General features: G+C 36.3%; 10 protein-coding genes. 2 read left to right on the top strand and 8 right to left on the bottom strand.

The window, feature by feature from the left end; translation table 11 throughout:
• Positions 1 to 2 precede the first annotated feature (2 nt).
• The 4 genes from ACFSQ0_RS06945 to purL all read right to left on the bottom strand — a co-directional run bounded on the left by ACFSQ0_RS06945 (position 3) and on the right by purL (position 8049).
• Positions 3 to 455, bottom strand: coding sequence for a MarR family winged helix-turn-helix transcriptional regulator (locus ACFSQ0_RS06945; protein WP_379046101.1), 453 nt, complete (start codon positions 453 to 455; stop codon positions 3 to 5).
• Positions 456 to 857: 402 nt separating this feature from the next.
• Positions 858 to 2633, bottom strand: coding sequence for an AMP-dependent synthetase/ligase (locus ACFSQ0_RS06940; RefSeq protein WP_379046098.1), 1776 nt, complete (start codon positions 2631 to 2633; stop codon positions 858 to 860).
• A 185-nt stretch (positions 2634 to 2818) separates the two neighbouring features.
• The gene (locus tag ACFSQ0_RS06935; RefSeq protein ID WP_379046095.1) at positions 2819 to 4204 is read right to left on the bottom strand and encodes a glycosyltransferase family 2 protein; all 1386 of its coding nucleotides are present in this window, start codon (positions 4202 to 4204) and stop codon (positions 2819 to 2821) included.
• A 185-nt stretch (positions 4205 to 4389) separates the two neighbouring features.
• Positions 4390 to 8049 carry a phosphoribosylformylglycinamidine synthase gene (purL, locus tag ACFSQ0_RS06930; protein WP_379046092.1) on the bottom strand — a complete coding sequence of 1220 codons (3660 nt, stop codon included), beginning with the start codon at positions 8047 to 8049 and terminating at the stop codon, positions 4390 to 4392.
• A gap of 133 nt (positions 8050 to 8182) precedes the next feature.
• On the opposite strand from purL, the gene ACFSQ0_RS06925 reads away from it, so the two are divergent.
• Complete coding sequence (locus ACFSQ0_RS06925; protein ID WP_379046089.1) at positions 8183 to 8905, top strand: hypothetical protein; 723 nt, start codon at positions 8183 to 8185, stop codon at positions 8903 to 8905.
• Positions 8906 to 8965: 60 nt separating this feature from the next.
• Here ACFSQ0_RS06925 and ACFSQ0_RS06920 read toward each other — a convergent pair whose 3' ends face one another.
• Positions 8966 to 10846, bottom strand: coding sequence for an endonuclease (locus tag ACFSQ0_RS06920; protein ID WP_379046086.1), 1881 nt, complete (start codon positions 10844 to 10846; stop codon positions 8966 to 8968).
• A gap of 2 nt (positions 10847 to 10848) precedes the next feature.
• A complete protein-coding gene (locus ACFSQ0_RS06915; RefSeq protein WP_379046083.1) occupies positions 10849 to 12060 on the bottom strand; it encodes an RsmB/NOP family class I SAM-dependent RNA methyltransferase in 1212 nt (403 codons plus the stop codon).
• 75 nt (positions 12061 to 12135) lie between these two features.
• On the opposite strand from ACFSQ0_RS06915, the gene ACFSQ0_RS06910 reads away from it, so the two are divergent.
• On the top strand, positions 12136 to 13200 hold the full coding sequence (locus ACFSQ0_RS06910; protein WP_379046080.1) for a WD40/YVTN/BNR-like repeat-containing protein: 1065 nt from the start codon (positions 12136 to 12138) through the stop codon (positions 13198 to 13200).
• A gap of 4 nt (positions 13201 to 13204) precedes the next feature.
• On the opposite strand, the gene ACFSQ0_RS06905 is transcribed toward ACFSQ0_RS06910, so the two are convergent.
• Both ACFSQ0_RS06905 and ACFSQ0_RS06900 read right to left on the bottom strand, forming a co-directional pair.
• Positions 13205 to 13636, bottom strand: coding sequence for an OB-fold protein (locus tag ACFSQ0_RS06905; protein ID WP_379046077.1), 432 nt, complete (start codon positions 13634 to 13636; stop codon positions 13205 to 13207).
• Positions 13633 to 14151 (bottom strand): hypothetical protein, encoded by a 519-nt coding sequence (locus ACFSQ0_RS06900; protein ID WP_379046074.1) that lies wholly within the window; start codon positions 14149 to 14151, stop codon positions 13633 to 13635. Before ACFSQ0_RS06900 ends, ACFSQ0_RS06905 begins: the two co-directional genes overlap by 4 nt.
• Positions 14152 to 14161: the final 10 nt, after the last annotated feature.

Genomic DNA, 14161 nt, shown 5'->3' with positions numbered 1-14161 from the left:
CATCATTTTGAAGGAATTTGTTTTTTATAAATTTTTTTATTGTTGATCAAGTCCATAATTGTTTGGGCAACTCTGCTAAAAGTGTCCAAATCTTCTTGATTTATTTCGCGATGTACGGCCTCATCAAACTTAAGCACCACCTGCTTTGAAAAGATGCGCATTTCTTTACCAAAATCGGTTAATTGAATAAGGACACTTCTTCCGTCTTCTGGATTTTTTTTGCGTACAATTAACCCTTTATCCTCCATACTTCTTAAAGTACGAGAAAGACTGGTTGCCTCCATTCCCATTTTGGGTCCTAGAGAGGTAGAAGGTGTCCCTTCTTCAGGATCAATATTTAATAAGGCAAATCCGGTAGCCATGGTGCTTCCCTTTTTACTAGCTTCCTCATTGTACATCTTAGCCACTGCAATCCAAGTGGCTCGTAAGAGATAGTCGATTGTTTTGTCTTTCATATTAAATTTGATTCTCTCAAAGATAATAAAAAAATATTATGCACGCATAGTATATAAGTAAATTATTATTTCGTTTGTTTATAAATTTAAAGAAATTATTTCATTCTAAAAGGAAGTAGAACCATTGAATTTGTTTCAGGTTGAAAAAAGATAAATAGAAACTACCTTATTAAGTGACTAGAGCTTAATGCTTCAGCTCAAATGGGAATTTGAACGAAAAAAACTATGGTAAAAATTTAAAAATGGCTGATTTTTTAATTTTGATTTGTCCTTTAATCATAACTATGACCTCATTTTAAAATGTAATAATAAAAAAAACCCGCTCATCGAAACGGGTTTTGGTCTGCATTAGCTTCTAGATTTTTATTTTTTAATCGCTTAATATGGCTTTAAGTAGCAGGATTAAAATTGGTAAATTTGGTTGTATAAGTTTTGATACTTTTCTTTGATTTGTTTTCGTTTCATTTTCATGGTAGGAGTAAGGTGACCGTCTTCAACCGTCCATGTATCTGGTGTAAGGCGAAACGCTTTTACCTGTTCCCATTTTCCAAATTTCTTATTATAGAAATCAATTTCTTGTTGTATGCGTTCTTGTACCATTGTAGATTGCGCAATAGATGCTTGATCATTACCTAAATCAATAGATTTTCTTTTAGCCCAATCAGTTATAAATTCAAAATTTGGTTGTATTAAAGCCGCGGGCATTTTTTCGCCGTCACCAATTACCATGATTTGCTCTATGAATCGAGATTGTTTCATAGTGTTCTCAATGATTTGGGGAGCCACATATTTCCCACCCGAAGTTTTAAACATCTCTTTTTTACGATCTGTAATCTTTAAAAAGCCTTCTGCATCAATTTCTCCTATATCTCCCGTACAAAAATAATCACCTTGCATAACTTCTTTTGTCTTTTCGGTATCTTTATAATACCCAAGCATTACTTGCGGACCTTTGATAAGAATTTCTCCATCTTCGGCAATTTTTACTTCTGTTTCTGGAATTGGTTTTCCTACGGTACCAATTTTAAATCCGCGGTCACGGGTATCATTCACCGCAATCACCGGTGAAGTTTCTGTTAGACCATAGCCTTCCATCACTTTGATATTTGCAGCATTAAATACACGAGCTAGTCGTGGTTGAAGTGCTGCACTTCCAGAAGCAATAACTTTTAGTTGGCCACCTAGAGCTTCTTGCCATTTACTAAAAATCAACTTACGTGCAATGTTGAGTCTAAATTCATACCACCAGCCATTTTTTTCATAGGGTTCAAAAGCTAAACCCAAATCTACGGCCCAATAAAATAATTTCTTTTTAATGCCACTCAGTTCAGACCCCTTGGCAATGATTTTGTCATATACTTTTTCAAGCAAACGCGGTACCGCCGACATTACATGAGGTTGTACTTCTTTTAAGTTGTCACTGATTTTATCAATAGACTCGGCATAATATATACTTACCCCATTGTATTGATACATATATAAAAGCATACGCTCATAAATATGGCAAACGGGTAAAAAGCTAATCGCTTTTTGAATTCCCTCATCCATAGGGAGCCTTGTAGAACTATTTAGAGCATTGCTTACAATGTTTTTATGCGAAAGCATAACTCCTTTAGGTTTTCCCGTTGTGCCCGAAGTATAAATAATTGTAGCTAAATCATTCTCATCTATTTTCTGCTTGATTTCTTCTACCTGCTGCTGATGGCTATCATCTTTACCTAAATCTAAGACCTCTTGCCAGTTCTGTGCACCCGCAATTTCGTCAAAGGTATAAACAGCTTTTAAATGTGGTACTTTGTCTCGAATCTTTTCAATTTTATCAAGTACTTCTTTATCTGATGCAAAACAATATATGCTTTCACTATGATTAAGAACATACGCATATTCCTCTTCAGAGATGGTTGGGTAAATGGGCACGTCTTGCGCTCCTATTTGTAAAACACCAATATCTACAATATTCCATTCTGTACGATTATTGGTAGAGATAATAGCAATTTTATCGTTTGGCTTTACACCCATTTTGAGCAAGGCCCTACTGATTTGATTTGCCTTGTCTAAGTATTCTTTAGTAGAAGTTTCAATCCATTTTCCATTTTTCTTGGTGATTAACGCTGCTTCCAAGTTGTATTTTTCCAGTTGGTAAGCAGGAAAATCAAAAAGTCTTTTTACCGATGTCATAGTCTATAAGATAAAATTGTCTATTGCAAAATAGTAAATTAACTCGGTAATTTTATTTCTTGTAACTAAAAAAAATAAGTTTTCTTTAAATAAGGCTGAATTTATGACACAAAACTTATTTTAAATTAAATAATATTAGTGTAAACCCCAGCTAATTAATTTTAACCAGGGTTTTGAATTTTTATTTATTTAGTAAGTTCTCTAGTAAGCCAACCACTTTTACTCGCGGTGACAATGGCATATGGGGTAATCCAAAATAAAGTAAAGGCATAAAATAAACTATAGGGGTAAGCCCAGACAGATTCTTTAAAATTATGCTTTTTGGCAAAAAATAGAGCTTGTATGCTTGAAAAAACAAGTACACCCAGTAGAGTTGAGGTTAAAAATACCAAAGGATAACTAATTACTAAAAAAAGCATTAATAAAATCATTGGGTAAGCCATGATTATTTTTAGCCATTGATGGAGCAAAAGTAGACGAGGTCCTAGTTTTCCTGAATTTCTAAATTGAGTGAATGCAAATTTACTCATAGCGATGTTTTCACGTACGTTGCTACGTTCCCAGCGAATAAACATTTTATATAAATTTTTATAACGCTCGGGAATATTGGTATATACCCAAGCATCTTTTTGAAATTTAACCGTATAGCCTTGCTTTAAAATCATATTTGTCATAGCTCGATCTTCTCCGATGGTAGAGGGTTTTCCCATAAAAGTTTGATTGATCCAGCTATCTAAACATTTCATAACTGCTTTTCTACGGTAGGCCGATAAAGCTCCTGGTGTACATAGCACGCTACCCAGAACACTTTGCGCAGAACGTACAAACTCAAAACTAAAAGCAAAACTCACGTGTAGCATTTTGGGTATAAGCGCTTGGTCTTTATTGAGTACTTTTACATTTCCTGCCACGGCACCGCAGGTGGGATTATCAATAAACGGACTCACCATTTGTCGTAAAGTATCTTCTTTTACTACCGAATCGCTATCTACTGTTATAAATATTTCACCCGTTGCCAAATGAAACCCACGGTAAAGCGCTTGCCGTTTTCCTTGGTTGACTCCTTGTCTCAATAACTGAATGCGTTCGCCTAAAGCTTGCTTGGCTTTTATCATCCAATCATAAGTATCATCTTGGCTGCCATCATCTATGGCTATTATTTGAAGTTTTTCGGCGGGATAGTCACTATTTACCAAACTATGTAGCGTTTTATAAACCAAACTTCCTTCATTATAAGCGGGCACAATAACCGTACATTTTGGTAATTCTTGATTAGAAGAAGGCAGCACAGGTTCGTACTTGAGGTATAATACCAATAAATAAATTAAAAAACTGATGTTAAGGCCCAATAATGCTAAGCCAATTATCCAAATGCTTTTTCCAAATAGATTTTGAATTCGACTCAGGTGTATTGCTTCAAAGTAATCGTTAAAATAAATGTTTGAAAATAATGCAAGCAAAAGCAATAAAGAGGTAATGCCAATTACCATTGCCGCTTTAAGTGATTTTTTTGGTGAGGATTCTTTTGGCTTGGATTGATAAGCCGAATCTTGTTTTCTTTTCTCTTTCATTTTGTTTCTTTTTTGAAAAGAGAATATTCAATAGGCTTGCCGTAGTTGTTTTTAATTGTTTATCAGTAAGTTAGTGGTAATGGTGGTTTTGTGAATTGTGGTTTTTTTCTACAATTGTGTGGATTGTATACCAAAAACGCAGGGTTTTTACCCTGCGTTTTATTACAAATAATTATGAAATAAATTTATTTTTTTTCTAACCATTTACGCGCATTTACAAAAGCTTCTAACCACGGACTTACTTCGTCTTTGCGGTCTTTAGGATAATGTGCCCAATTCCAGCTAAAGGTTGAGCGCTCTAAGTGCGGCATCATTACCAAATGGCGTCCAGTTTCATCGGTTAACATTGCCGAGTTAAAATCAGATCCGTTAGGATTTGCAGGATAGGCATCATAAGCATATTTTCCTACTATATTATAGCGGTCTTCAGCATACGGGAAACTAAATTTACCTTCGCCATGTGCCGCCCAAATTCCTAAGGTACTACCGCTTAAACTCGACAGCATAACCGATTGGTTTTCTTGAATAGTTACCGAAGTAAAATTGCATTCAAATTTATGCGAGTCGTTATGTAGCATTTTTGGCTTCTGCTCGTGATCTGGGTTTATTAGTCCTAATTCTATAAATAACTGGCAACCGTTACATACTCCTAAAGATAAAGTATCTTCTCTGTCAAAGAACTTTTTTAAAGCAGTATTAGCTTTTTCGTTGTATAAAAAGGCACCGGCCCATCCTTTTGCACTACCCAGTACATCCGAATTAGAGAACCCTCCTACTGCGGCTATAAATTGAATATCCTCTAAATTTTCTCTACCCGAAATCAAATCGGTCATATGCACATCTTTAACATCAAAACCAGCCAAATGCATAGCTTGCGCCATTTCGCGCTCAGAATTAGAGCCTTTTTCGCGTATAATGGCGGCTTTAATACGAGGTTTGTCATTAACTATGTGGGGTTTTTTACCGGTAAAATGCTCGGGAAACCTAAAATTTAAAGCTTGATTTTTATAATTTTCAAAGCGTTCTTGAGCTTTTTGTTTACCACTTTGTTCTTGATCTAATAAATAACTGGTTTTATACCAGATATCTCTATAAGTACCTATATCAAAATTTAACTGTGTGTTGAAGTGTTTGATTGCGAGCTCGGCTGATGAGTTAGCTTCTCCTATTTTAAAGAACTCAACATTATGCTTTTCTAGAATCGCTTCCGCGGAAGCATTTTTAGTCTGAAAAACAACACCCGAATTTTCATTGAAAAGGGTTTTGATTAAATCACTTTCTTTTAAATTGCTAAGGTCGATTTGTGCTCCTAAATCTTGATCTGCAAAACACATTTCGAGTAATGTGGTGAGTAGTCCACCTGAGGCTACATCGTGTCCTGCAACGATTAAATTTTGTTTGATTAAATCTTGCAGTGCATTAAACATGCTTTTAAACTGGCTACTATCTTGAATACTTGGAGCATTTTGTCCCACTTTATTTAATATTTGAGCAAACGAAGACCCGCCCAATTTAAAGGAGTCTTGACTCATATTCATGTAGTAAATACTACCAGCGTTTTTTTGTAGTACGGGTTCAACTACTTGTTGAATGGCGTTGCAATGTGCGGCAGCCGAAACAATAACTGTACCTGGAGATAGAACCGATTTATCTTTATAATTTTGCTTCATCGATAAAGAGTCTTTACCCGTAGGTACATTTATACCTAAATCGATTGCAAATTCAGAAAGGGCCTCAACAGCTTCATACAGTCGAGCATCTTCACCGGGGTTATTACAGGGCCACATCCAGTTGGCCGATAGCGAAACCGATTTTAAATCTTTTTCTAAAGGTGCCCATACCATATTGGTTAAAGCTTCGGCAACTGAGTTTTTAGCTCCGGCTACGGGGTCGATTAAACCTGAGATAGGAGAGTGCCCAATGCTTGTGGCTACACCGTGTTTACCCTTATAATCAAGTGCCATAACTCCAAGGTTATTTAGGGGTAATTGCAATGCGCCTACCGTTTGTTGTTTGGCTACCTTCCCGGTAACACAACGGTCAGCTTTATTGGTTAACCAATCTTTACAAGCCACAGCTTCTAACTGCAATACCTGCTTGGTATACTCATAAACCTTATCGGCTTGATAATCTACATCTTGATAATTAGCTTTTACGCTATTATCTTGCATAATGGTCTTTGGAGAGCTTCCAAACATATCGTCTAATGCGAGATCCATGGGTTTTTGTTTTGATTTGCTCCCCTCAAAGGTAAATTGGTGGTCATTGGTAACCTCACCAACCGTATACATAGGAGAACGCTCTCGCAAAGCTACTTCTTCTAAGATTTTAATATGTTCTTGACCAATTACTAATCCCATTCTTTCTTGTGACTCGTTACCAATTATTTCTTTGGCCGAAAGGGTAGGGTCTCCAACAGGAAGTTTGTCTAAATCTATTTTACCTCCTGTTTCCTCTACTAATTCACTTAGGCAATTTAAATGTCCGCCAGCTCCGTGATCGTGAATAGAAACAATAGGATTAAAATCGGCTTCAACCATTCCACGAATGGCGTTAGCAGCTCTTTTTTGCATTTCTGGATTAGAGCGTTGTATGGCATTTAACTCGATACCACTGCTAAAATCTCCGGTATTGGCCGATGAAACAGCAGCCCCTCCCATACCAATGCGGTAGTTCTCACCCCCAAGAATAACAATTTTGTCTTCATTTTTTGGGGTGTCTTTTAAAGCCTGTTCTTTCTTACCATAACCAATACCTCCGGCTAACATTATAACCTTATCATAACCCAGGGTTTGCTCGTTTTCTTCGTGCTCAAAAGTAAGAAGCGAGCCAGCGATAAGCGGCTGACCAAATTTATTTCCAAAATCTGATGCGCCATTAGAGGCTTTGATAAGAATATCTTTTGGGGTTTGGTATAACCAATCTCTCTGGGGGATTTCATTTTCCCAACTTTTTTGATCATTCAATCGACTGTAGCTAGTCATATAAACAGCGGTTCCTGCCAGCGGTAAAGAGCCTTTACCTCCGGCTAGTCTATCTCTAATTTCTCCACCACTTCCAGTTGCCGCTCCATTAAATGGTTCTACTGTGGTAGGAAAGTTGTGGGTTTCTGCTTTTAAAGAAATTACAGAATCAAATTCTTTTTGGGTGTAAAAATCGGGTTGGTGAGCGGTTTTAGGTGCAAACTGTTCTACACGTGGCCCAGAAATAAAAGCAACATTGTCTTTGTAGGCAGAAACAATATCATTTGGATTTTTCTCAGATGTTTTTCTAATTAATTTAAACAGCGACTCCGCTTTTTCTTTACCATCAATAATAAATGTGCCGTTAAAAATTTTATGCCTGCAGTGTTCTGAATTGACTTGCGAAAAGCCAAATACCTCAGAATCGGTTAAAGGTCTTTCTAATTTTTCGGAAAGTTCTTCTAAATAAGTTACTTCTTCCGCATTTAGCGCTAAACCTTCTTCTTCGTTAAACTTTTGAATATCTTTAATCACAATGATGCCTTGTGGCTTTACATCAATGTCAAAAATAGACTGATTTAAAGTTTCATATTTTTGAGAAAGCATGGGATCTACCTGGCTTGCCAATTCTTCGGCTATAAATTCTTCGATACGGAGTATTCCCGTAATCCCCATATTTTGAGTTATTTCAACGGCATTGGTGCTCCAAGGGGTAATCATTGCCGCACGAGGGCCTATAAAGCTTGCTTCAATTTGCTTATTTTCAAGCATAGGTTGTTCGCCAAATAGCCAGCTTAATTTTTCTAAATCTTGGGGAGGCAAGTTTTGTTTGGTGTGTACCGCATAAATTTTGTCTGATGCTTGCCCAAAAAAAGTTATCATAGTAAAAAGTTAAATAATGTGTTGTGTAATGTCTTGCAAATTTACTTTTTTAAAAATATTTGTAGTTAAAAATTTAAATATTAAATGAGGTTTTTTTAATTTTAAAAGTATGATCAATTTAAGTTGAATGCAGATGGGATGGAAATCGGTAAATTTAGAAATTGAATTAAGGAAGAACAGAGAAAAAAATCCTCTTTTTAATCAACATCTAGAAGTCATTAAGAAACATTTGGAATTAGAAATTTCAAAAGATGAACAAATTAAAAAGCGCCTACTTACAAATCACTCACAAGAAAAAATAAATCGCTTAAATTTTGATGAGTTGGATTTAGACAGAATTTTTCATCAAGAACATATAAAATCTATATGTACCACTTATAGGTTGCGTTTTTTGCCAAGTTTTTATTATAAAAAAAGGCTTCCTCAAGAAGTTCTGATTAAGATTAAAGCTTTAGAGCAGCAGCATCAAACCGAGTTGAATGCTTATAAGATAATGGCCCCCGCTTCTTGGTTTAAATTGAGAAATGCCGACGACCCTCTACTTTTTGTTCCGTTAGGAAACGGATACTATTATTTGGTGCATAAATGGGGAAATGATTTGAATGCATTTCGAAAGCTGTTGATGTGGCCGTTGAAGAGCTTAGAAAATTTTTTACTTTTATTGGCTGCTGTTAGTCTGCTTATGGGTAATCTAATTTCATTGGTCATATTTGATACAGGAATAGATTTTTTCAAAACCGGAATTTTGAGTCTATTTATTTTTAAATGGATAGTTGGTCTTGCTTTGTTTTACGGATTTAAAATGGGTAAGAATTTTAATTCGGCCGTTTGGGACAGTACGTATTTCAATGCTTAAAATAAAAAAGCCATTAGTTACATTTTAACTAATGGCTTTTTTGTGCAATTAATTTAAGGATTAATTTAAAATTAGCTTTTTAATTACGCGTTGCTGCTGACTTTTAATTTCAAACAGATAGATACCAGCTTCTAGTTGAGGAAGCTTAATGTTTCTGGTATTTGCGTTTTGTTTGTTTATAATTAACCTTCCATTTAAATCGTAAAGAGCATAATCATAGCTTTGAGCATTGCTAAGCTCAACAAACAGCACTCCATTATAGTTGGGGTTGGGATAAATTTGCGCTTTTAAACTTGTAGTTGACAAACCAGCGGTTGCTTTAGCGGTAATAGAAAAACTATCTACTGTCCAACGCGTAGCATCTTCACCATTGGTAGTGTCATATTTAAAAGCTAAGTAAGCGTTACCTGCGATTCCTTGTATATCGATATTACTAAAAGTATTCTCTTCAATCGTACTACCGCTTCCACTAAACATAGGAATATTTACGTTAGGTACAGGCGTCCAGGTGGCATTACTTGGTGTACTTCCTGGTGTGTAATCTGTACTATATACTAAATTCAAAGGCGTATTTCCAAAAGTTGCTGCAGTAAAAAAGCTAAGTTGAGCCTGACTTAAATTACTAAAGTCTATAGGACTATCTGTGATCAACCAATCAAGACTTGGGTATTGCTGACCATTTGCATAGGCATTCATTTGGTAAGCTCCTGAATTATTTTCGCCGTATTGAGAAAGGCACTCCCAATCTTGAGCGCTCTGTTCTGAAACGCTTATAAAATTAAGATTATTGCAGTCTTCAAAATCTTCACTAAAGATGATAACCGGTGCATCCAGTGTGGTAACGTTTACAGCATTACTTGCGGCAGAAACGTTGCCGTATGCATCTAAAGCTTTAACTATAAAACTATAAGTGCTTTGCGGATTCAAATTGGTAACGGTAGCTTGTGTGTTAGCTGTAGTTTGAACAATTTGATTGTTTTCTTCAATTTGGTAACTGGTTACCCCAACATTATCTGTAGCAGCGGTCCAGTTTAGTATTACACTATTTGAAGTAATATTGCTTGCCGCTAAATTTGTTGGTGCGGTAGGGGCTTGATTGTCTGGATTCGGATTCCAGATTTGATTTACCCAAGCAGGATTATCGATATATGGGTTACGGTTTCCCTGAAAGTTGAAAGCGGCATTGTTGCGATCTATTTCTTTTTGAGAAACAGGATCGTTATTGTGCCATTCTAAAAGCATAGCCAATACCCAATCTTCAAAAACTTGAGTTGAGGTTCCATTTAAAGCTACATCACTTTGGGAGGTGTTGTTTTCCCATCCTGCAATTTGACTCTCATAACGGGTAGCCATATAAAACCAAACTCTTGCAACATCACCCTTAAACTCGTCAATAGGTTCAAAAACAGTGCCGTTGTATGCATTGGGATGGTTGTAGGTATTATTTCCTTTTTTTGATCCGTTTTGCGACGTCCAACTCGCGTTATTTACTTCCCCGAAAGGGAAATTTCCTCGTTGCCCGTTTACGTAACCATCAGTAGGGTAGATATGGTGAATGTCTGTATACATTGGCGATTGGTCATTAAACCAACTCTTCGGGAATAAATGCTCTCTGTTATAACAAGAACTTTCACCGCTGTAATTCCCGCATTGGTCTGACCCAAATACGAAATTATAGGGGTCTGTGCTGCTTGGGTTTTCTGAGTAGATATCTAAAACACTGCCATCGTTTTCATAGTAAGTGTCTACATCCGAAGTTTGGTAAGCCGTCCAAAGTGCACCATAACTTTGCGCATTGTGACCGCTACTAATAATTTGACTTAATTCGGTTTTTAGTGCAAAGCCTGTTTTGCCTTGAGTACTGCTGTAATATCCTGCAGGCGCTTGTGCGTTTACCAAAAATCCGATTGCTAAAAAGCTAAGAAGTAAAAGTTTTTTCATTTCTATTTTTTAATTAAACGTGCCATATAAAATCCGTCATAACCGGATTCGTAACTTAAAATTATTTTTTGGTCCTCTAGAGTAAAGTCTTTTCCTGCCTCAGAATTCAAGAAAAATTCGACTTGTTGCTGATTTTCGGAAGGGAGTATAGAGCAGGTTGCATAGACCAATTTTCCTCCTGACTTCACTATTTTTGAATAATTATTTAATATTTCGCGTTGAACGGATTTAATTTCATCTAGGAACTCTGGTTGTAATTTCCATTTTGTGTCAGGATTCCGGCTTAGTACACCTAAGCCACTACAAGGAGCATCAATCAAAACACGATCGGCTTTTTGGTGCAGTTTTTTGATAACCTTATTGTTTTCAATAGTTCTGGTTTCAATGTTGTGAGCACCGGCTCGTTTAGCTCTTCGTTTTAATTCTTTTAATTTATTACCGTAAATATCTAGCGCAATAATCTGGCCTTTATTTTCCATTAGTGCTGCTAAATGTAGAGATTTTCCGCCAGCTCCCGCACAAGTGTCAACTACGCGCATACCAGGTTCAACTTGCAAAAATGGAGCCACCAATTGCGAAGAAGCATCTTGCACCTCAAAGAAACCATTTTTAAAAGCTTGGGTTTTGAAGACATTGGTTCTTTCTTCAAGCACCAAGGCATCGGGGTAATTTTGAATGCTTCGAGCTTCAATTTCTTCTTGAAATAGAAGGTCGCGAAGGTTTTTTGAATCTATCTTAAGCTTGTTGGTACGTAAAACTACTGGAGCAGTTTTATTGAGCGAGGCAATTTCTTTAGACCATTTTTCTTCGCCCATTTCTTGAACCGCAACTTGATCTAACCAGTCTGGTATAGACTCTCTATAAACACGAATTTGAGAGAGCTCGTCGAACTTACCTTTGATTCGTCTTGTAGGGGTGTCTTCTAGTTGCTTCCAGTCAGGTAAAGCGATTCCTTTTAAGGTTGCCCATACCGCGAATAACCTAAATAAATTAGGCCTGCTGTAAGGTTCTTTAACTTCTGCAATTGCGGCATAAAGTCTTTTCCAGCGTACAATGTCGTAAACGGTTTCGGCTATAAAACTGCGGTCTCTTGATCCCCAACGCTTATCTCTTTTTAATGTGTTAGCCAGTTCTTTATCTGCATATTTGCCTTCATTAAATACCAAATTCAGGGTGTCTACTACGGCAAAAACAAGATTTCTGTGTAATCTCATAGATTGAAATTTAGCTTGCAAAGTTACATAATTTTATAAGGGAATAATCTTATATTTGAATATAAATACCAAGTTATGAAGTATATCTCCCTCTGTTTAATGGCATTATTATGTTTTTCATGCGTGAAAGTTTCTCAAAATCAACAGAGACCACATGTTTATACGAAGGTGAAAATTGAATCGGTTTTAGATCGCGATATTAGTATTCGCGCATTGAATGTGAATGATCAACATATTTTTTATGGTTGTGATAAGGGAGAATTTGGATATTTAAACACGGCAGACCATTCGATTGCATATATTGGAGGAGTAGAATTTAATGGTAACCCGCCAGAATTTAGAGCCATTGCCCATACCGGTCAAGCCGATTTTATTTTAAGTGCTGGTAACCCAGCTCTATTATATAAAGTAAATTTTTTTGGTAAGCGTAGGTTAGTACACCAAGATAGTACAGCAGGAATTTTTTATAATGCATTAGCTTTTTGGAATGATCAAGAGGGGCTTGCCCTTGGAGATCCTGTTGATAATTGCTTACGGCTTTTAATTACCCGAGACGGGGGTGACTTTTGGAATCCTGTTCAATGCAGTGAATTGCCTTTTTATATACCGGGCGAAGCTGGTTTTGCAGCAAGCAACACCAATATTCATATTAAAGGAAATAAAGCTTGGGTAGTTACCGGAGGGGCTGCGGCGAGGGTTTATTTTACCAACGATAAGGGAGCAACGTGGAAGGCTTATGACACACCTATAGTCTCGGGAAAAGCCACCCAGGGAATTTATAGCGTAGATTTTTACAATGAAGATTTAGGCGTAATCGTTGGTGGGGATTATACGCAACCAAATCAAATGCATAATAACAAAGCAATTACTTTTGATGGAGGTAAAAGTTGGCAGGTTATAAGTGATCAGGCTTTACCGGGATATAAAAGTTGCATTAAGTTTATTCCAAACTCTGGCGGACAAGAAATGGTGGCGGTAGGTTTTACAGGAATTGCTTATTCTAGTGATTTCGGTAAAACGTGGAAACAACTAAGCGATGAAGGCTTTTACACGCTATCATTTTTGAATGAGTATACCGCATACGCCGCCGGAAAAGGTGGAATAAAGAAAATTGTTTTTCTAGAAGAATCGATGGATTAATGAATTATTTGTTTTTTAACTTTTTCAATAAATCACGGTGAAAATCTCGCTCGGCTTTTTTTAAATGTAAAATCTTTTTGGATGGTATTACGCCTTTCAATTCATTGACAAAATCTTCCTTTAATTGTGCACTTTGCATTTTTAAATCAATATATTCGTCTAATAAAGCGCTAGCGGTGGCTTCGTCTATCTCATCGATTAAATCAAGTCCATTTTTAACGGCGCACCATTTTTCGTCATAAAGTTTATCGTTTTTGGCTTCATATTTACGATAAATCGGCCAAAACTTTTCAGCTTCTTGACTGTTTAAATTTAATTCTTCTGTGATAAAGGCTACTTTAAGCGATTCTATTTTTTTCTCTTCAGAATTATCTTGACTCCAGACCAAGGAGGCAGAAAACATAACGAAAACAATACAGAAAATGAGTTTTTTCATGGTTCTAAATAGCTTAAAAATTCTTGGTTTTCATCAACGTAGTTGAGAATTGTTTGTTCAGAAATACTGATATTTTCTATTGACCGATTTACATCGGGATATATAGTTTCTAAATCTTCATTAAAATCAGATTCAAATAAAGATTTTTCTAAATAGGATTCAAGGGCTAACGGATCTATTTGCGACCTATAATCTCCTCTTGAAAACCAATTTGAATTGACTAGAAAGACTATAGCTAATGCAGCTGCCACAGCAACATAAGGTAAAGTCTTTCGCACACTAAGAAGAATTACCGATTTCTTATGAGTATCTGGTAAATCTATAGTGAGGTTTTCAAAATACAAGGCTGGTGTTTTGTATCCTGGCGTTTTATATGCTTCACCTGAGTTTAGGGATGCATGCAATTCTTGCTCCTCTGTAAAAGATTTATCAGGAAAAGCAACATGAAAATCTTCAAAGTAATTTTTAGGAACTTTGAAACCAGCAGCCTTATGTTTATTTTTTGAGGTATCCATTTAGTTTTTA

It is taken from the genome of Mesonia sediminis (genome assembly GCF_042684705.1).
Taxonomy (GTDB): Bacteria; Bacteroidota; Bacteroidia; order Flavobacteriales; family Flavobacteriaceae; genus Mesonia; species Mesonia sediminis.
Note: the sequence above shows the minus strand (reverse complement) of the source record. Positions and strands in the feature narration are given on the sequence as shown.